This window comes from Sphaerotilus sp. FB-3 (assembly GCF_023706025.1).
In the GTDB taxonomy this organism is placed as follows: Bacteria; Pseudomonadota; Gammaproteobacteria; order Burkholderiales; family Burkholderiaceae_C; genus Sphaerotilus; species Sphaerotilus sulfidivorans.
On record NZ_BQWE01000016.1, the window covers coordinates 179,976 to 197,695 of the forward strand.

Here is a 17,720-nt window from a genome sequence, read left to right on the forward strand (position 1 = left end):
GTTCAGAGGTGACAGTCTGCCTTTGACTGTTTAAACAGCGGCGTGTGGTTATTTCTTACCGCTGCCACCTGCAGGCGCATTGCTGCGGCCTCCTCCTGACGGGTTACCGGTGCTGCTGGGCCATCCACCAGCATTGCCACCGGCTCGTCCACCAGTGCCGCCTGCAGGGCTACTTCCACGAGATTGTCCAGAGTTGGAGCTACCACTGCTGCGGCCACCACCGCTATTACTTCCCTTGCTCATTGCCGTTCCTTGTCTTGGTCGATAAGTGCCATAAATGAAAAAAATGGCAGTCGGATCCTAACCAAAACAAGAGTCGTCCTATTGAGTACCAAGCTGATCAGATCGTCAGTTCGATAGCTGCGGCCTGATGTCACGAATCACCATGTCGTGTTGGCTGAGCGGTGTATCGCGCACGGCTGTTTGGTAACCCATGGAGCTCTGGTCAAACTGACCTTCAGCATGTGCGCGCCGGCTTGGCTATGCTCACCGCCATGTCGAAAGTCCTTGATGCCCTCTGGCGCGCGATCGGCTACTGCTTCATGCCGCGCGTGATCTTCCTGTCGATGCTGCCGGTGCTGCTGCTGGGCACCGTGTCGACGGCCCTGGCCTGGTTCTTCTGGGAGCCCGCGGCCGCCGCGATGACCGCGCTGGTGGTCGATGCGCCGCTGCTGGGCGACGCGGTCGCCTGGCTGGACCGCTGGACCGGCGGGGTGCTGCGGCATGTCATCGGGCCGCTGCTGCTGCTGGTGGCGGTGGTGCCGGTGCTGATCATCGCCGCGCTGCTGCTGGTGTCGGCGCTGATGGCGCCGACCCTGATCGGTCTTGTGGGACGGCGCCGCTTCGAGGCGCTCGAGCGGCGCGGCCCGCTGGCGTGGTGGCGCGCGCTGGGCTGGACGCTGGGCTCGATCGGCGCGGCGCTGGCGGCGCTGGTGCTGACGCTGCCGCTGTGGCTGATTCCGCCGCTGGCGCTGCTGCTGCCGCCGCTGATCCTGGGCTGGCTGACCTACCGCGTCATGGCCCACGACGTGCTGGCCGAGCATGCCGACGCGGCCGAGCGTGCCGCGCTGCTGCGCGAGCACCGCGCGCCGCTGCTGGCCATCGGCGTGACCTGCGGCTACCTGGGCGCGGCGCCGTCGCTGATCTGGGCCTTCGGCGTGCTGGCGCTGCCGATGGCGCCGCTGCTGCTGCCGGTCTATGTCTGGCTCTACACGCTGGTCGAGGTCTTCGCCGCGCTCTGGTTCGCGCACTACATGCTGGCCGCGCTCGATGCCCGCCGCCAGGCCGCGCCGGTGCTCCAGCCGCTGCGCGTCGAGATCGAGCCGGTCGACGGCGTGCCGATGCCGGGCGCACCGGCGCTGCCGTCTTCAGCGTCCCCTTCTGCTTCTTCCTCCTCCTCCCTCCCGAACCCGCCTCTGCTGCCATGAACTTCGGCCTCATCATCGTCGGCGACGAGATCCTCTCGGGCAAGCGCCAGGACAAGCACCTCGCGAAGGTGATCGAACTGCTCTCGGCGCGCGGCCTCGCGCTGGCCTGGAGCCACTATGTCGGCGACGACCCGCGCCGCATCACCGACATCCTGCGCACCGCCTTCGCCAGCGGCGATGTGGTGTTCTCCTGCGGCGGCATCGGCGCCACGCCCGACGACCACACCCGCCAGTGCGCCGCGGCCGCGCTGGGCCGGCCGCTGGCGCTGCACCCCGAGGCGCGCGAGCTGATCATGGAGCGGGTGCGCCAGCTCGCCGCCGAGAAGGGCTGGACCGACGATCCCGACCATCCGGACACGCTGCACCGGCTCAACATGGGCGTCTTTCCCGAGGGCGCCACCCTCATCCCGAACCCGTACAACCGCATTCCGGGCTTCTCGGTCGGCGACGTGCATTTCGTGCCAGGCTTTCCGGTGATGGCGCACCCGATGATCGAGGCGCTGCTCGACACCCGCTATGCGCACCTGCATGGCGCGGGCGTGCAGCAGGAGCGCTCGCTCATCGTCTATGGCGCGATGGAGGCCAGCCTGACGCCGCTGATGATCGACCTCGAGGCCCGCTTCGAGGGCATCAAGGTCTTCAGCCTGCCCAGCGTCGACCATCCGGTGCACGGCCGTCACATCGAGCTGGGCGTCAAGGGCCGGGGCGAGCGCCTCGATGCGGCCTACGCCGCCCTGCTGGACGGGCTCGCCCGCTTCGGTGCCCGCACGGGCCCCGAAATGGTGCGCTCGAATGCACCAGAATGAATCATGGCGTGAAACTGTTTGCGCACAGATATGGTGCATGCACGGAATCTGCCTGATCCGGGGCCGATTCCGGCGGTCTGAGGCGGCATGAAGCGACATGAAGACCGTTCCTGTGGATACGGATTCAGGCATGCTTTCTGCTACATTGCCATGCGGTTCGCGGCCCGGTCGTGAACCTTGCAACACCCCGATCCATTCACAGATATCCCCATCTCGCTAGGAGCCCCTGATGGCCAAGACCGTCGCCGACGTGATGAAGATGGTGAAGGAAAACGAAGTCAAGTTCGTCGACTTCCGTTTCACCGACACCCGTGGCAAGGAACAGCACGTGTCCGTGCCGGTTTCGCACTTCGATGAAGACAAGTTCACGTCGGGTCACGCGTTCGACGGCTCCTCGATCGCCGGCTGGAAGGGCATCGAGGCGTCGGACATGCTGCTGATGCCGGATCCGAACACCGCGAACATCGATCCGTTCTTCGAAGAGCCGACCCTGATCCTGACCTGCGACGTCATCGATCCGGCCGACGGCAAGGCCTACGAGCGCGACCCGCGCTCGCTGGCCAAGCGCGCCGAGGCCTACATGCGTGCCTCGGGCCTGGGCGACACCGCCTACTTCGGTCCGGAGCCGGAATTCTTCGTGTTCGACAGCGTCCGCTGGAACGTCGACATGTCGGGCTGCTTCGTCTCGATCGAGTCGGAAGAAGCCGCCTGGAACACCGGCAAGGACTACGAGCACGGCAACAAGGGCTTCCGTCCGACCGTCAAGGGTGGCTACTTCCCGGTGCCGCCGGTCGATTCGGGCCAGGACATGCGCTCGGAGATGTGCCTGATCCTGGAAAGCCTGGGCATTCCGGTCGAAGTGCACCACCACGAAGTGGCCAACGCCGGCCAGATGGAGATCGGCACCAAGTTCAGCACGCTGATCGAGCGCGCCGACTGGGTCCAGCTGCAGAAGTACGTCATCCACAACGTGGCTGGCGCCTACGGCAAGACCGCGACCTTCATGCCGAAGCCGATCGTCGGCGACAACGGCTCGGGCATGCACGTGCACCAGTCGGTCTGGAAGGACGGCAAGAACCTGTTCGCCGGTGACGGCTACGCCGGCCTGAGCGACTTCGCGCTGTACTACATCGGCGGCATCATCAAGCACGCTCGCGCGCTGAACGCGATCACCAACCCGGGCACCAACTCGTACAAGCGTCTGGTCCCGGGCTACGAAGCCCCGGTGAAGCTGGCCTACTCGGCCAAGAACCGCTCGGCCTCGATCCGCATCCCGTTCGTCGCGAACCCGAAGGGCCGTCGCGTGGAAGCCCGCTTCCCGGATCCCCTGATGAACCCGTACCTGGGCTTCGCCGCGCTGCTGATGGCCGGCCTGGACGGCGTCGAGAACAAGATCCATCCGGGCGAAGCCGCCACGAAGGATCTGTACCACCTGCCGCCGGAAGAGGACGCGCTGATCCCGACCGTCTGCTCGTCGCTGGAGCAGGCTCTGGAAGCCCTGGACAAGGACCGTGCGTTCCTGACCAAGGGTGGCGTGTTCACCGACAGCTACATCGACGCGTACATCGACCTGAAGATGCAGGAAGTCCAGCGCATGCGCATGACGACCCATCCGGCCGAGTTCGACATGTACTACGCGCTGTGATGCGGGCCTGCCGTCGGCCTCAAGCCGGCGGCAGCGCTGTCCTGGCGGACACCCATCGCGAAGGCGGCCTCCGGGCCGCCTTTCCTTTTGCGCGATACTGATCCGATCATGATCCGAGCTTCCTGCCTTCGCCCGCGGCTTGCCGTGCTCACATGGGCCGGTCTGACGGCGCTGACCTTCCTGCCGAACGCGGCGGCCCAGGAGCGGCCGGTCTACCGCTGTCCCGGCAACCTCTACACCGACCAGATCACTCCGAAGGAGGCGGCCGAGCGCGGCTGCCGCACCCTCGACGGTGCGCCGGTCACCGTGGTGCAGGGCGCGGCGCCCCGCCGTGCCGCGCCGGCAGCGGGCGAGGGGGCCGGCCGGGTGAGCGCGCCGGCCGCGACCGCCTCGGGCGGCGCGCCGTCCTCGGGCCCGGCCCGGCCGGCCGGCGCGCCGGAAATGCGGGTCGATCCCGCGCAGCAGCGCGCCCGCGACAGCGATGCGCGGCGCATTCTCGAGTCCGAGCTGGCGCGCGAGGAAAGCGCGCTGGCGGTGCTGCGCAAGGACTACAACAACGGCGAACCCGAGCGCCGCGGCGACGAGCGCAACTTCGCCCGCTACCAGGAGCGGGTGGCCGAGATGAAGGCGGCCATCGCCCGCAAGGAAGCCGACGTCGCCGCGATCCGGCGTGAACTCAGCAAGCTGCCCAACCCGTGAGCTTCTTCAGGAACCGAAACCGCACCTCCTCGTCCTTCGAGGCCTTCGACCATCTGGCGACCATGGTCGCGGTGCTCGACCGCGAGGGGCGCTGCCAGCATGTCAACGCCGCCTTCGAGAGCACGCTGGGCCTGCCGCGCCGCGCGCTGCAGGGCAGCAGCGCCTTCGGCTGGTTCGTCGATCCGGCGATGCTGAAGGTCACCTTCGATGCGGTGGTGGCCAACGAGTACAGCACCGCCCGGCTGGAGGCCCTGCTGGGGCGTCCGCCCGGCGCGGCCTCCAGCGAGCCGCTGCCGGTCCATGCGATCGTGACCCAGATCGATCATGGCGAGCAGGTGCTGCTCGAGCTGGTCGAGCTGGAGCAGCAGGCGCGGCAGGACCGCGAGGCGCGTGCGCTCGACCAGGCCCGCATCACCAAGGAGCTGATCCGCAATCTCGCCCACGAGATCAAGAATCCGCTCGGCGGCATCCGCGGCTCGGCGCAGCTGCTGGAGATGGAGCTCGACAACCGCTCGCTGCATGAATACACCCAGGTCATCATCCACGAGGCCGACCGGCTGCAGGCGCTGGTCGACCGGCTGCTGGCGCCGCATCGCCGCCCGCACATGGTGGCCGACGTCAACATCCATGAGGTGCTGGAGCGGGTGCGCTCGCTGATCCTGGCCGAGTTCCCGAAGGGGCTGGTGGTGCAGCGCGACTACGACACCTCGCTGCCCGAATTCCGCGGCGACCGCGAGCAGCTGATCCAGGCGGTGCTCAACATCGCCCACAACGCCGCGCAGGCGCTGGCCGAGCGCCGCGCCAACGGCGATGCGCGCATCGTGCTGCGCACCCGTGCGGCGCGCCAGGTCACGATCGGCCGGCAGCGCTATCGGCTGGCACTGGACTTGCATATCGAGGACAACGGACCCGGCGTGCCGCCCGAGATCCGCGATCGCATCTTCTTTCCGCTGGTTTCCGGCCGCGACGGCGGCTCGGGGCTCGGCCTGACGCTGGCACAGGACTTCGTCCAGCAGCATCACGGCCTGATCGAATGCGAGAGCGAGCCGGGCTGCACGCTGTTCAAGATCCAGATCCCGCTGCCCTGAGGCCCGAGACGTGGCCGGGGAGGCGGGATCTCACGCCATGACAGGCCACGACGCATGAAACCCATCTGGATCGTTGACGACGACCAATCCATCCGCTTCGTGCTGGAGAAGGCGCTCGCGCGCGAGGGGCTGCCGGTGCGCAGCTTCACCAATCCGCGCGACGTGCTGCTTGCCCTCGAGGACGACGCGCCGCAGGTGCTGGTCAGCGACATCCGCATGCCGGGCGGCACCGGCATCGACCTGCTCGCCAGCGTCAAGGCCCGCCATCCCGGCCTGCCGGTCATCATCATGACCGCCTACTCCGATCTGGACAGCGCGGTCTCCGCCTTCCAGAGCGGCGCCTTCGAGTACCTGCCCAAGCCCTTCGACCTGCCCAAGGCGGTCGAGCTGATCCGCCGCGCGGTCGAGGAAAGCCTGCGCGAGGAGAGCGTCGAGGACCGCGGTGCGCCCGAGGTGCCCGAGATGCTCGGCCAGGCGCCGGCGATGCAGGACGTGTTCCGCGCCATCGGCCGCCTGAGCCAGAGCAATGTCACCGTGCTGATCACCGGCGAGTCCGGTTCGGGCAAGGAGCTGGTGGCGCGGGCGCTGCACAAGCACAGCCCGCGCGCGGGCGGCCCGTTCGTGGCGATCAACACCGCGGCGATCCCGAAGGATCTGCTCGAGTCGGAGCTGTTCGGCCATGAGCGCGGCGCCTTCACCGGCGCGCAGGCGACCCGGCGCGGCCGCTTCGAGCAGGCCGAGGGCGGCACGCTCTTCCTCGACGAGATCGGCGACATGCCCTTCGACCTGCAGACCCGGCTGCTGCGGGTGCTGTCGGACGGCCAGTTCTACCGCGTCGGCGGCCACCAGCCGCTCAAGAGCAATGTGCGCGTGATCGCCGCCACCCACCAGCATCTGGAGGAGCGGGTGCGCGAGGGCGGCTTCCGCGAGGATCTGTTCCACCGCCTGAACGTCATCCGGCTGCGCCTGCCGCCGCTGCGCGAGCGCCGCGAGGACATCGCCGGGCTGGCGCGCCATTTCCTGCAGCGCAGCGCCAAGGAGCTGGGCGTCGAGCCCAAGCGGATTTCGGAGGCCGCGCTGCAGCAGATCGTGCTGTTCGACTTTCCCGGCAATGTGCGCCAGCTCGAGAACCTCTGCCACTGGCTGACGGTGATGGCGCCGGCGCAGGTGGTCGATCCGAAGGATCTGCCGCCCGAGGTGCAGGCCCATGCCGCAGCCGCGGTGGCCGCGGGCGCGGCGGGTCTGCCGGCGGCGGCCGAGAGCAGCCCGCCGGGCGGGGCGGCGGCGCTGCCGGCGGGCCTGGCGATGCCGGCGCAGTCGCGCGAGGCGGTCAGCCCGGCGGCGGCGGTGCTGCTGCCCGGACAGGATGCCTGGCTGGCCGGCCTGGAGCGGCAGGCCCGCGAGCTGCTCGACCAGGGCCATCCGCAGGTCTGGGACACGCTGACCCGCCAGTTCGAGGCCCGGCTGATCCTGGCCGCGCTGTCGCTGACCAAGGGGCGGCGCATCGAGGCCGCGCACAAGCTCGGCATCGGCCGCAACACCATCACCCGCAAGATCCAGGAGCTTGGGCTCGACTGAATCGCTGCCGCGGCCTGAACCGCCGGGGGGTATTGCGCGGTCCGGCTTGACTTGTCTCAACAGTGGCGGCGCGAACTTGGGTGACAGTGCAACGGCGATCCCGCCGCGTCCGCACAGCCTGACTGCCCGCCCATGGAGATGTTCACCGCCCGGGCCGAGGGGACCACTTCCCCTGCGGCCGCCCCCTTGCCCCGTCCGCGCCGCCGCCTGGCCGCGCCGCCGCCGTCCCCGGCCGATCCGTCGCCGTGGCGTCGGGTGCTGGCCGCCTCGGCGCTGGCCCAGACCGAGATCGACGCGCTGATGGCGATGGCCCGCCGTCGCACGGTGGCGGCGGGCGACATGATTCTCGAGACCCGCCTGCCGGCGCGCGCCCTGGTGCTGCTGCTGTCGGGCGATGTGGTGATGGGCTCGCGTGCGCCGGACGGCAGCCTGCGCACCGAGCGCAGCGTCAACGGCCCGGCCTGGATCGATGTCAGCGCCGCCTGGCTCGGCCAGCCCTGCGCGATGGAGGCGCAGGCGCTGTCCGACGCGGTCATCGCCGAGCTGCCGATCGACGAGGTGATGCGCCAGATGGCGGTCCAGCCGGCGCTGGCCGGTCTGCTCTGCCAGGCGCTGGCGATGCAGATCCGCCAGATGACGCTGGCCTCGCGCAATCTGCTGCACAACGACGCGCCGGCCCGGCTGGCGCAGTGGCTGCTGCAGCGCTGCCCGGTGCGCAGCGGCCCGGCCGAGCTGCGGCTGCAGGAGCGCAAGCGCGACATCGCGCAGCAGCTGGCGATGTCGCCGGAGACGCTGTCGCGGCTGATCCGCAGCTTCCAGTCGCGTGGCGTGCTGTCGGTGCGCGGCTATCAGGTGCGGGTGCCCGAGGTCGCGGCGCTGTGCGCGCTGGCCGGTCTGGCGGCGCTGGGCAGCGGCTGACCGGCCCGGACCGTTCTGCCCTGTCGTGGTCTCGTCGTTCAGTCGAACTCGATGCCGGGCTGGTAGTCCTGCCGGTCGACCAGCCGCCAGCGCCCGGCCAGCATCGCGCCGAGCAGCGCCGTGCCGCCGCAGCCGGCCACCACCGCCCAGTGCATCAGCCACTGGCCGTCATAGGCGCCGAACAGGCTGGCGCGCAGGGCCTTGACCACCCAGGTCAGCGGCAGCCAGGGGTGGATCGCCTGGAAGAAGGGCGAGGCCAGCTCGATCGGCATCGCCGCGCCGGCCGCGGCCATCTGGATCACCAGCAGCAGCAGGCCGAGTGCCTTGCCGATGTCGCCGAACCAGCGGATCAGCAGGAAGACGATCGCCAGGAAGCTCAGCGAGGCGGTGATGACCGTCGCGACGAAGGGGCCGAGGTACAGCACCTTCAGGTCGAGCAGCAGCGTCAGCATCGCCACCATCACCAGCGCCTGGCCGAGCACGATCGCCGCTGGCCAGGCCAGCTTGCCCAGCACCTGCAGCGGTCGGGCCAGACCGGCCGCCTCGCGCGGCAGCCGGCGCAGATGGAACATCAGCGCGGCGGTCACCGCGCCGATCCACAGCGACATCGGCACGAAGTTCGGCGCGAAGCCTGCGCCGTCGCTGCCGACCGGCGCGACCACCTCGAGCCGGGGCGCGACCGAATCGGCCAGGCCGCGTGCGCTGCCCTCGGGCAGCGGCAGATCGGCGGGCAGCGAGCGCACCAGCAGCGTCAGCGCCTCATGCAGCCGCCGGCTGCCGTCGTCGAGTTCGATCAGGCCGTGCTGCAGGCGGTCCTGGCCCGTCTGGAGCTGCTTCAGGCCGCCGCCCAGCGCCTGGGTGCCGGCGCCGAGCTGCTGCGCGCCCTGGGCCAGCGCATCGATGCGGCCGTCCTCGGGCAGCGCCGCGACGATCTGGTGCAGTGCGCCGCCTGCCTGGGCCACGCCGCCGGTCAGCGTCTGCACACCGGCGGCGAGCTGCTGGCTGCCGGCCTGCAGCTGCCGGCTGGCCTCGCGGGCCTGGCCCAGGCCGGTGCCGAGCTGAGCGGCACCGTCGCCCAGATGCGCGGCCGCCTCGGCCAGTTCGTCGCCGACCAGCGGGATCGGCTCGCTGGCCTGCTGCAGCATCAGCGCGCCCTGGCGCAGCGTGCGGCTGCCGCCCTGCAGCGCCTCCAGGCCGCGGCCGAGTTCCTCCTGTCCCTGGACCAGACGCTGGCTGCCCTGGCGCAGCGCCTCCAGATCGGCGGCTGGCGGGCGCTGCGCGTCGAGCGTGCGCAGCGCGCCGGCCAGCGGCCGCCAGCCGGTCGCCAGCGCGCTGCTGCCGTCGGCGAGCTGTCCGGCGCCGCGGTGCAGCTGCTGGCTGGCGTCCTGCGCCTTCGCCAGGCCCTGTCCGAGCTCGCGCACGCCCAGGTCGGCCTGGTGCAGGCCCTCGGCCAGCCGGCCGCTGCCGTCGCGGATCTGCTCGACGCGCTCGCGCAGCGTCGCCAGGTCGAGCCGCGAGCCGGCGGCCGTCTCCAGCACCAGCGCCCAGCGCTGCTCGTTGAGCGACTCGTTGACCCGATGCGCCAGCTCCGGCGCGAAGCGCTTGGCAAAGCCGGCGGCGCTGTAGCTGTTGCCCTCGGAGGTGTAGAGCGTCAGCCGCGCTGCGCCGGCCTCCCGGCCGGGCAGGGCCTGTTCGCTGAAGTCGCCCGGGATCAGCACCGCGAAGCTCAGCTCGCCACGCCGCACCGCCTGCCGCGCCGCCTCCCGGTCGTCGAAGACCTGCCAGTCGAACAGATGCTGGCGCAGCAGCGCCTGCTGCACCTGCTCGCCCATGCTGACCTCGACGCCACGGTGGTAGGCCCCCCGGTCGCTGTTGACCAGCCCGGCACGCAGCGCGCTGGTGCGTGCGCTCGGATCCCACAGGCTCGACAGATAGATCAGCGCATACAGCGCCGGCACCAGCAGCGCGCCGAGCGCCGCCAGCGCGAAGCGACGGTGGCGTCGCAGCAGCGCGGTGTCCAGCGCCACCAGCCTGCGCCATTGCTGTCCGGCCCCGTGCTCCATGCCCTCTCTCTCCCTCTTTCCTACCCCTCGATTGTCACGAGTCTGACCCTTTTCTGCCGTTTCCGGCCTTAGCACTCCTTGAGAGCGAGTGCTAAGATCAAAGGAACTCCAGGAGGCTGAAACAGTCTATGGCCAACATGCAACTGTCCTCTTCCACCGCTCTTGCTGTCCGTGATCCCTGGGCCCTGGTGCCTTCGCTGGGCAACCTCGACGCCTACATCAGCGCCGTCAACCGGCTGCCGATGCTCAGCGCCGAAGAGGAGACCCGTCTGGCGCGCCGCCTGCGCGACCAGCAGGATCTGGACGCCGCCGGCCGGCTGGTGCTGTCGCACCTGCGCCTGGTGGTCTCGGTGGCACGGCAGTATCTCGGCTACGGCCTGCCGCAGGGCGACCTGATCCAGGAAGGCAACGTCGGCCTGATGAAGGCGGTCAAGCGCTTCGACCCGGACCAGGGCGTGCGGCTGGTCAGCTACGCGCTGCACTGGATCAAGGCCGAGATCCACGAGTACATCCTGAAGAACTGGCGCGTGGTCAAGGTCGCCACCACCAAGGCGCAGCGCAAGCTGTTCTTCAATCTGCGCTCGATGAAGCGCCAGATGAAGGGCGAGGCCGCCGACGGCGCCACCCACCGCGCCGGCCTGACCGAGGCCGAGATCGACCGCGTCGCCGCCGAGCTGAACGTGCGCCGCGAGGACGTGATCGAGATGGAGACGCGCTTCGCCGGTGGCGACGTCGCGCTCGAGCCGGGCGGCGACGACGATGACGAGTCCTTCGCGCCGATCGCCTACCTGGCCGACGACCGCCAGGAGCCGACCCGCGCGATCGAGGCCCGCCGCCGCGACGAGCTGGCCGGTCCGGGCCTGCTGCGCGCGCTCGACGCGCTCGACGCCCGCAGCCGCCGCATCGTCGAGGAGCGCTGGCTCAAGGTCAACGACGACGGCTCCGGCGGCATGACGCTGCACGAGCTGGCGGCCGAATACGGCGTCAGCGCCGAGCGCATCCGCCAGATCGAGGTCGCGGCGATGAAGAAGATGAAGAAGGCGCTGGTCGAGGCGGCCTGACGCCGCCCAGCGCGGTGGCGTGCCTCAGCGCCGCATCGCCTCGCGCTCGCCCTCGAAGTCGCGCCAGAACGCCGCGTCCTGCGCGGTGGCGAAGTTGATGCGCATCTTCGTGCCCGGCTGACGGCGGGCGTGGAACAGGCTGCCGGGCGCGGTGCTCCAGCCGCGGTCGAGCAGGCGCTGCGCCAGCGCCTCGGTGTCGATGCCGGTCTCGATCCAGCCGAACAGTCCTTGCGGCGGGCAGACGAACTCGCAGCCCGCGCCCTGCGCCAGCCGCACGCTGCGCCCGCGCGCGGCGTCGAGCCGCGCCACCACCCGCTCGGCATGGCGGCGCAGCAGGCCCTGTTCCAGACAGACCGCCACCGCCTGCTCCAGCAGCGCCGGCGTGGTCAGGCTGGCGAGCATCTTCACGTCGATCAGCCGCTCGATCCAGTCGGGCGGCGCCGCGACGAAGCCGACCCGCCAGCCGGGGGCCAGGATCTTCGAGAAGCCGCTGATGTGGAAGCAGCGCTTGAGCCCGTCGAGCGCGGCCAGCCGCGGCGCGTGCGCGGGCGCCAGGTGCGCGTAGGTGTCGTCCTCGATGACATGGAAGTCGTGCGCCTGCGCCAGCTGCAGCAGCTGGTGCGCGCTGGCCAGCGACAGCATGCCGCCGGTCGGGTTGTGCAGCACCGAGACGGTCACGTACAGGCGCGGGCGGTGCTCGCGCGCCAGCGCCTCCATCACCGCCAGGTCGGGCCCGTCGGGCCCGCGCGGCACCGGCAGCAGCCGCATGCCCAGCAGCGTCAGCCGCGCGTATTCGACCGACCAGCCGGGCTCGTCGACCAGCACCGCGTCGCCCGGCGCCAGCAGCGCGCGCGAGACCAGATCGAGCGCCTGGGTCGCGCCCAGCGTGGTCATGATCTGGCGCGGCGCGGCACGCACGCCGACATCGGCCAGGCGCTGCGCCAGCGCCTCGCGCAGCCGCGGGTCGCCCGCCGGCTCGCCGTAGTGCAGCGCGGCGACGCCCAGCTCGTCCTCGCGGCCGCTGGCCAGCACCCGGCGCAGCGCGGCCTGCAGCATCGGCGCATCCAGCCAGGCGGGCGGCAGCGTGCCCAGGCCCGGGCCGGGCCGGCCGCCGCTGCCGAGCATGCCGCGGATCAGCGTGCTGGCGTCGACTGGCACCCGCGGGCTGTCGGGCGGTGATGCGGCCGGGGCCTCGCCGCGCTGCGCAGGGGTCGTGCGCTCGCGCACGAAGAAGCCGCGCTGGCGCTGCGCCTCGACCAGGCCCTGCGCCAGCAGCTGGTCATAGGTGGCGACCAGGGTGTGCGGGCTGACGCCGTGGCGGCGGGCGCCTTCGCGCACCGAAGGCAGACGGCTGCCCGGTGCGAGCAGGCGCTGGCGGATCAGCGCGGCGTAATGCGCGGCGAGCTGCTCGGACAGCGTGCGGCTGCCGTCGCGGCTGAGCTGCAGCGCGGCCGGCAGGCGGACCGCTGTGTCGGTCGTTCGGGCCATACAGTGTGTCGAGATGTGGGGCGATCTGTACTGTCAGTGTATTGGCTGTGTTGCCTAGACTGCAGCGCATCATGAGCACGAACCCGTCGATCTCTTCCCCGCAGCGCGAGCGGGCGGCCGAGCGCCGCGGCCTCTGGCTGGGCCTGCTGGGCGTGGCGGTGTTCGCGCTGACCACGCCGATGACCCGGCTCGCGGTCGGACCGCTGGAGGCGCCGCAGCTGCCGCCGCTGTTCGTCACCGCCGGGCGCGCCGCCGGCGCCGCGCTGCTCAGCCTGATCTTCCTGCTGCTGACCCGCGCCGCCTGGCCGACCCGCGCCGAGCGTGGCGCGCTGCTGCTGTCGGCCGCCGGCACGGTGCTGGGCTTTCCGCTGTGCCTGGCGATGGCGCTGCGCGAGGTGCCGTCGATGCACGCCTCGGTCATCACCGGCCTGCTGCCGCTGTGCACCGCGGCGGTCGGCGCCTGGCACCTGCGCCAGCGGCCCTCGCGCGGCTTCTGGATCTGCGCGCTGGCCGGGGCAGCGCTGGTGCTGGGCTTTGTCGGCCTGAAGGGCGGTGGCCGGGTGAGCGCGGCCGACGGCTGGCTGCTGCTGGCGATGCTGTGCGGGGCGGCGGGCTATGTGGCCGGCGCGCGGCTGTCGGCGGCGCGGCCGCCCGAGCAGGTGATCTGCTGGGTGCTGGTGATCAGCCTGCCGCTGACGCTGCCCGTCGCGCTGTGGTCGTGGCCGCCCGAGCCGCGGGCGGTGTCGGCCGCGGCCTGGGCGGGCTTCGCCTATGTCACCGTGTTCTCGATGTGGCTGGGCTTCTTCGCCTGGTACCGCGGCCTGGCGCTGGGCGGGCTGGTGCGGGTCAGCCAGGTGCAGATGCTGCAGCCCTTTCTCGCGCTGCTGGCGGCCGTGCCGCTGCTGGGCGAGCCGCTGCAGGCCGACACGCTGGTCTTCGCGCTGGCGGTGATGGCCTGCGTGGGCATCGGACGGACAATGCCGGTCGGGCGCACGCCACCCCGAGTCCTGGCGGTCCCGTCTTCCCTGAACCGATCCGAGCCGGAGGGCCGTGCATGACTGCTGCTGAATCTTTTGAATCTTTTTCTTCTCCCTGGACCCTGGCGCGTCGCGCCGAGCGCATGAATCCGTCGATCCTGCGCGAGATCCTCAAGGTCACCGACCGCCCCGGCATCCTGTCGATGGCCGGCGGCCTGCCGTCGCCGGAGAGCTTTCCGGTCGAGGCGATGCGCGCCGCCTGCGAGCGCGTGCTGCGCGACACCCCGCGCGAGGCGCTGCAGTACGCTGCCAGCGAGGGCTTCGCGCCCCTGCGCGAGTGGGTCGCGGCGCATCTGGCCGCGCAGGGCATGGCGGTCGGCGCCGATCAGGTGCTGATCACCACCGGCTCGCAGCAGGGCCTGGACCTGGTCGCCAAGGTGCTGGTCGATGCGGGCGCGCCGGTGGCGGTGGAAACACCGACCTACCTGGGCGCGCTGCAGGCCTTCGCGCCGATGGAGCCGGTCTTCGCCAGCGTCGCCAGCGATGCCGACGGGCCGCTGCCCGAGGCGGTGGCGGCGCTCACGCATGACGCGCCGGGCACGCGCTTCCTGTACGTGCTGCCGAACTTCCAGAATCCGAGCGGTCGGCTGATGCCCGAGGATCGCCGCGAGGCGCTGGTGGCCGCGGCAAAGCAGGCCGGCGTGCCGCTGGTCGAGGACAACCCCTACGGCGACCTGTGGTTCGACGCTGCGCCGCCGCGTCCGCTGGCCGCGCGCTGGCCGGAGGGCACGATCTATCTGGGCTCGTTCTCGAAGGTGCTGGCGCCGGGGCTGCGGCTGGGCTACGTGGTGGCGCCGCGTGCGCTCTACCCGAAGCTGCTGCAGGCCAAGCAGGCCGCCGACCTGCACACGCCGGGCTTCAACCAGCGCGTGGTGCACGAGGTGATCCGCGACGGCTTCCTCGACACCCATGTGCCCCAGATCCGCGCGATGTACCGCCGCCAGCGCGACGCGCTGTGCGAGGCGCTGCGCGAGCACCTGCCCGCCGGCAGCGAGTGGCAGCCGCCCTCGGGCGGCATGTTCTGCTGGGTGCGCCTGCCCGAGGGCTGCGACGCCACGGCGCTGCTGCCGCAGGCGGTGGAGCAGGGCATCGCCTTCGTGCCCGGCGCGGCCTTCTACGCCCGCCAGCCCGATGCGCGCACCGTGCGCCTGTCCTTCGTGACGCTGACGCCCGACGAGATCCGCACCGCGGTGGCCACGCTGGGCGCGCTGCTGCGCCGCCACCTGACCGAAGACGCGCCGACCCCGACGCCCTGACCCCACGACCTGACCATGAACGCTGCTGCCCTGCCGCGCCGCTATGCGGTGCTCGATGTCTTCACCGCCACGCCTCTGCTCGGCAATCCGCTGGCGGTCGTGATCGACGCCGAGGGCCTGAGCGACGCGCAGATGGCGGCCTGTGCACGCTGGACGAATCTCTCCGAGACCACCTTCCTGCTGCCGCCGACCGACCCGGCCGCCGACTACCGGGTGCGCATCTTCACGCCCGGCGGCGAGCTGCCCTTCGCGGGTCATCCGACGCTGGGCAGCGCCCAGGCCTGGCTGGACGCGGGCGGCGTGCCGCAGCGCGCCGGCGAGGTGGTGCAGGAGTGCGGCGTGGGCCGGGTGCGGGTGCGCCGAGTGGACGTGAACGGGGCAGGCGCGGCGATGCGGCCACCGTCGCCCAGGTGCTGGCCGCGCTGCGGCTGGCTGCGCCTGAGGTGCTGCAGGTGGAATGGATCGACAACGGCCCCGGCTGGCTCGGCGTGCGGCTGGCGGATGCGGCGGCGGTGCGCGCGCTGCAGCCCGACTTCGCGACGATGGCGGCGGCCGGGCTGAAGATCGGCGTCGTCGGCGCCTGGCCGGCCGGCGGCGAGGTCGATGTCGAGGTGCGGGCCTTCGTGCCGGAGCTGGGCGTGCCGGAGGATCCGGTCACCGGCAGCCTGAACGCCGGGCTGGCGCAGTGGCTGACCGGCGCGGGCCTGCTGCCAGCGTGCTATGTGGCCGGACAGGGCCACGCGCTCGGCCGCGACGGGCGGGTCCATGTGGAGCGCATCGCGGCGGGCGAGAACGCCGGCGTGTGGATCGCCGGCGACGTGGTCGGCTGCGTCAGCGGGACGCTGCGGCTCTGAGCCGGCGGGCGTCGCGATGCTCCAGGCCTTCGCGGTCGCGCCGGATCTCGCACCCTGGGTCGAGGGGGCCGTGGTGGTGCGACTGGCCGCCGGCCAGGGGCCGTCGCGCTTTCCGGCGATGCCGCAGGCGATGCTGACGGCGCGGCTGCTGCGACCGGCCGGGCAGGCCGCCGAGGTGCTGTGCCCGCCGATCACCTTTCATGCGCCGAGCACCGTGCCGACGCGGCACGCACATGCATGCGACCTGACGGCACTCGGGCTGGTGCTGCGACCCGAGGCGGCGGCCGTGCTGATGGGCGTGACGGGAGCGACCGGCGCGGCGCGGGTCGACACGGTGCTGCCGTGGGCAGCGCTGGCCGGACCGGACGAGGCTGCGCGGGCCGAAGAGGCGCTGGACCAGGCCGCGGACGCGGCCGGGCGTCTGTCGGCGCTGGCCGACAGCGTGCGTCGTGCGCTGGCGCGGCAGGCGCGAGGCGACGATCTGGCACAGGCGCAGCGGCTGTGCACGCAGGTCGGTCGCCTGGGCGCACAGGCCGGTGACGGGCTCGGCCTGGGGCAGCGCCAGCTGGAGCGGCGCTGCCAGGCGCTGATCGGGATGACGCCGCGCACCTTCCAGCGGCTGGTGCGGCTGAACGCGGCGCTGTCGCTGGCACTGCACTATCCGGGTGGATTTTCCGGTGCGGGGGCCGCGCTGGCGCTGGAGGCGGGCTATTGCGACCAGTCTCACCTCGGTCGCGACCTGCGGCGGCTGGCCGGGGCGCCGCTGGGGGCTCTGCTGGCCTCTGCACGGCCGGACGGCCCGGGCTGGGCGCTGGCCTCGCACCGGCTGATGCGTCTGCGTGACGCACGCCGGTGAATCAGGGTGTCGACGCGTCGCGTCCGGTCGGCCGACTGCGCCACCACAGATAGCCCGGCAGGGACACGGCCAGTCCGATGCCGAAGGTCGCTGCGACGGCCCACCAGCGTGCGCGACCGGCGCCCTGGTCGGCCGCCACGCCGAGGCTGAACGCCAGAGCGGCCAGATAGACATCGAGCGTGATGGCCGTCGTCAGGTCGTTGGCGAAGGCGGCCTGGAAGAAGGGGCCGGGCATCAGGCTGCCCCCACCGGCGAGGTAGCGCAGGTTGTACAGCCATGTCAGCAGCAGTCCGGCCAGGGCCAGGGCCAGCAGCACGCGGCGGGTCAGCGGAGCGAGGGCAGGGGAGTGCATGCGCCCATCGTGGCCCGCCCGGCGGCGGCCGGATAGGACGGATGCGACATCACCGTCCGCGCATCAATCCTTGCGGTAGCTGTCGTGGCAGCTCTTGCAGGTCTGCGCGGCGCCACCGAAGGCGGCCTTGATCTGGGCCAGGTCACCGGTCTTGGCTGCGGCGTTGAGCTTGTTGACCTCCTCGGTCATCTTGGTCATGCCGGCCTTGAACTTGTCCGACTCGGTCCAGATCTCCGGGGCGGCGCGGGTCTCGCCCTTGTCGGTGCCGGGGCCGAAGGCGGTGCCGGGCAGCGGCGCCAGCGCAGCCAGCAGCGCGGCATTCTCGGCGGCGGCCTTGGCGTCGAACGGCGCCTTGCCGTTGACCATCGCGCCGATGCGGCCGAAGTGGGCGGCCATCACGGTGAAGCTGGCCTTGCGGTACTTGATCGCGTCCTCGGGCTTCTGGAACTGGGCGCTGGCGGGCAGGGCGGCCAGCAGGCCGGTGGCGGTGCACAGGGCGAGGCAGAGGCGTTTCATCGGCAGGGTTCTCCGGTCGGACATGGAAATCAGGCGTGACCCGGGGGTCCGGGCCAGTGTAGCCTTCGCCCTGAGG

Annotated in this window: 18 protein-coding genes; 13 read left to right on the forward strand and 5 right to left on the reverse strand. The window is 71.4% G+C overall.

Going from position 1 to position 17,720, the window contains the following annotated elements:
• Positions 1 to 2 precede the first annotated feature (2 nt).
• Positions 3 to 179 (reverse strand): hypothetical protein, encoded by a 177-nt coding sequence (locus NFT33_RS09050; protein WP_251674738.1) that lies wholly within the window; start codon positions 177 to 179, stop codon positions 3 to 5.
• Between the two features lie 315 nt (positions 180 to 494).
• Between NFT33_RS09050 and NFT33_RS09055 the strand changes: the two genes are divergently transcribed.
• The 7 genes from NFT33_RS09055 (at position 495) to NFT33_RS09085 (ending at position 8,161) form a co-directional block, all read left to right on the forward strand.
• A complete protein-coding gene (locus NFT33_RS09055; RefSeq protein ID WP_251674739.1) occupies positions 495 to 1,427 on the forward strand; it encodes an EI24 domain-containing protein in 933 nt (310 codons plus the stop codon).
• On the forward strand, positions 1,424 to 2,233 hold the full coding sequence (locus NFT33_RS09060) for a competence/damage-inducible protein A (protein WP_251674741.1): 810 nt from the start codon (positions 1,424 to 1,426) through the stop codon (positions 2,231 to 2,233). Before NFT33_RS09055 ends, NFT33_RS09060 begins: the two co-directional genes overlap by 4 nt.
• A gap of 229 nt (positions 2,234 to 2,462) precedes the next feature.
• Positions 2,463 to 3,878 (forward strand): type I glutamate--ammonia ligase, encoded by a 1,416-nt coding sequence (glnA, locus tag NFT33_RS09065; RefSeq protein ID WP_037477526.1) that lies wholly within the window; start codon positions 2,463 to 2,465, stop codon positions 3,876 to 3,878.
• Positions 3,879 to 4,022: 144 nt separating this feature from the next.
• Positions 4,023 to 4,577, forward strand: coding sequence for a hypothetical protein (locus tag NFT33_RS09070; RefSeq protein WP_251674743.1), 555 nt, complete (start codon positions 4,023 to 4,025; stop codon positions 4,575 to 4,577).
• On the forward strand, positions 4,574 to 5,665 hold the full coding sequence (glnL, locus tag NFT33_RS09075; RefSeq protein ID WP_259373328.1) for a nitrogen regulation protein NR(II): 1,092 nt from the start codon (positions 4,574 to 4,576) through the stop codon (positions 5,663 to 5,665). Before NFT33_RS09070 ends, glnL begins: the two co-directional genes overlap by 4 nt.
• A gap of 54 nt (positions 5,666 to 5,719) precedes the next feature.
• A complete protein-coding gene (gene ntrC, locus NFT33_RS09080; RefSeq protein WP_251674745.1) occupies positions 5,720 to 7,243 on the forward strand; it encodes a nitrogen regulation protein NR(I) in 1,524 nt (507 codons plus the stop codon).
• A 132-nt stretch (positions 7,244 to 7,375) separates the two neighbouring features.
• Positions 7,376 to 8,161, forward strand: coding sequence for a Crp/Fnr family transcriptional regulator (locus NFT33_RS09085; RefSeq protein ID WP_251674747.1), 786 nt, complete (start codon positions 7,376 to 7,378; stop codon positions 8,159 to 8,161).
• A gap of 38 nt (positions 8,162 to 8,199) precedes the next feature.
• Here NFT33_RS09085 and NFT33_RS09090 read toward each other — a convergent pair whose 3' ends face one another.
• On the reverse strand, positions 8,200 to 10,224 hold the full coding sequence (locus tag NFT33_RS09090; RefSeq protein WP_251674750.1) for a YhgE/Pip domain-containing protein: 2,025 nt from the start codon (positions 10,222 to 10,224) through the stop codon (positions 8,200 to 8,202).
• 128 nt (positions 10,225 to 10,352) lie between these two features.
• On the opposite strand from NFT33_RS09090, the gene rpoH reads away from it, so the two are divergent.
• A complete protein-coding gene (gene rpoH, locus NFT33_RS09095) occupies positions 10,353 to 11,285 on the forward strand; it encodes an RNA polymerase sigma factor RpoH (protein ID WP_220787023.1) in 933 nt (310 codons plus the stop codon).
• A 24-nt stretch (positions 11,286 to 11,309) separates the two neighbouring features.
• On the opposite strand, the gene NFT33_RS09100 is transcribed toward rpoH, so the two are convergent.
• Positions 11,310 to 12,773 carry an aminotransferase-like domain-containing protein gene (locus NFT33_RS09100; RefSeq protein WP_251674752.1) on the reverse strand — a complete coding sequence of 488 codons (1,464 nt, stop codon included), beginning with the start codon at positions 12,771 to 12,773 and terminating at the stop codon, positions 11,310 to 11,312.
• A 71-nt stretch (positions 12,774 to 12,844) separates the two neighbouring features.
• Here NFT33_RS09100 and NFT33_RS09105 point away from each other — a divergent pair, with 71 nt between their 5' ends.
• Genes NFT33_RS09105 through NFT33_RS09120 form a run of 5 tightly spaced genes read left to right on the forward strand, consistent with a single transcriptional unit; the run spans position 12,845 to position 16,776 of the window.
• Positions 12,845 to 13,831, forward strand: a complete 987-nt coding sequence (locus tag NFT33_RS09105) for a DMT family transporter (protein ID WP_251674754.1) — start codon at positions 12,845 to 12,847, stop codon at positions 13,829 to 13,831.
• Entirely contained in the window at positions 13,828 to 15,066 is a 1,239-nt protein-coding gene (locus NFT33_RS09110; RefSeq protein WP_251674756.1) for an aminotransferase-like domain-containing protein, read from the forward strand. The genes NFT33_RS09105 and NFT33_RS09110 overlap by 4 nt, the downstream gene beginning before the upstream one ends.
• A 15-nt stretch (positions 15,067 to 15,081) precedes the next feature.
• Positions 15,082 to 15,627, forward strand: a complete 546-nt coding sequence (locus NFT33_RS09115; protein WP_446829213.1) for a PhzF family phenazine biosynthesis protein — start codon at positions 15,082 to 15,084, stop codon at positions 15,625 to 15,627.
• Entirely contained in the window at positions 15,510 to 15,920 is a 411-nt protein-coding gene (locus NFT33_RS19390) for a PhzF family phenazine biosynthesis protein (protein ID WP_446829212.1), read from the forward strand. The genes NFT33_RS09115 and NFT33_RS19390 overlap by 118 nt, the downstream gene beginning before the upstream one ends.
• Before the next feature lie 16 nt (positions 15,921 to 15,936).
• Positions 15,937 to 16,776: a helix-turn-helix domain-containing protein gene (locus tag NFT33_RS09120; RefSeq protein ID WP_251674758.1), complete on the forward strand. Its 840-nt coding sequence runs from the start codon at positions 15,937 to 15,939 to the stop codon at positions 16,774 to 16,776.
• A gap of 1 nt (position 16,777) precedes the next feature.
• Here the strand turns inward: NFT33_RS09120 and NFT33_RS09125 are convergent, their stop codons facing one another.
• Positions 16,778 to 17,128, reverse strand: coding sequence for a DUF2834 domain-containing protein (locus NFT33_RS09125; RefSeq protein WP_251674760.1), 351 nt, complete (start codon positions 17,126 to 17,128; stop codon positions 16,778 to 16,780).
• Positions 17,129 to 17,191: 63 nt separating this feature from the next.
• Positions 17,192 to 17,644 (reverse strand): c-type cytochrome, encoded by a 453-nt coding sequence (locus NFT33_RS09130; protein WP_251674762.1) that lies wholly within the window; start codon positions 17,642 to 17,644, stop codon positions 17,192 to 17,194.
• Positions 17,645 to 17,720 lie beyond the last annotated feature (76 nt).

Excerpts from the sequence above, each read along its gene's own strand:
- NFT33_RS09055 (WP_251674739.1), top strand. The coding sequence starts at position 495 with ATGTCGAAAGTCCTTGATGCCCTCTGGCGCGCGATCGGCTACTGCTTC.
- NFT33_RS09060 (WP_251674741.1), top strand. The coding sequence starts at position 1,424 with ATGAACTTCGGCCTCATCATCGTCGGCGACGAGATCCTCTCGGGCAAG.
- glnA (WP_037477526.1), top strand. The coding sequence starts at position 2,463 with ATGGCCAAGACCGTCGCCGACGTGATGAAGATGGTGAAGGAAAACGAA.
- ntrC (WP_251674745.1), top strand. The coding sequence starts at position 5,720 with ATGAAACCCATCTGGATCGTTGACGACGACCAATCCATCCGCTTCGTG.
- NFT33_RS09085 (WP_251674747.1), top strand. The coding sequence starts at position 7,376 with ATGGAGATGTTCACCGCCCGGGCCGAGGGGACCACTTCCCCTGCGGCC.
- NFT33_RS09090 (WP_251674750.1), bottom strand. The coding sequence starts at position 10,224 with ATGGAGCACGGGGCCGGACAGCAATGGCGCAGGCTGGTGGCGCTGGAC.
- rpoH (WP_220787023.1), top strand. The coding sequence starts at position 10,353 with ATGGCCAACATGCAACTGTCCTCTTCCACCGCTCTTGCTGTCCGTGAT.
- NFT33_RS09100 (WP_251674752.1), bottom strand. The coding sequence starts at position 12,773 with ATGGCCCGAACGACCGACACAGCGGTCCGCCTGCCGGCCGCGCTGCAG.
- NFT33_RS09105 (WP_251674754.1), top strand. The coding sequence starts at position 12,845 with ATGAGCACGAACCCGTCGATCTCTTCCCCGCAGCGCGAGCGGGCGGCC.
- NFT33_RS09110 (WP_251674756.1), top strand. The coding sequence starts at position 13,828 with ATGACTGCTGCTGAATCTTTTGAATCTTTTTCTTCTCCCTGGACCCTG.
- NFT33_RS09115 (WP_446829213.1), top strand. The coding sequence starts at position 15,082 with ATGAACGCTGCTGCCCTGCCGCGCCGCTATGCGGTGCTCGATGTCTTC.
- NFT33_RS09120 (WP_251674758.1), top strand. The coding sequence starts at position 15,937 with ATGCTCCAGGCCTTCGCGGTCGCGCCGGATCTCGCACCCTGGGTCGAG.
- NFT33_RS09125 (WP_251674760.1), bottom strand. The coding sequence starts at position 17,128 with ATGCACTCCCCTGCCCTCGCTCCGCTGACCCGCCGCGTGCTGCTGGCC.
- NFT33_RS09130 (WP_251674762.1), bottom strand. The coding sequence starts at position 17,644 with ATGAAACGCCTCTGCCTCGCCCTGTGCACCGCCACCGGCCTGCTGGCC.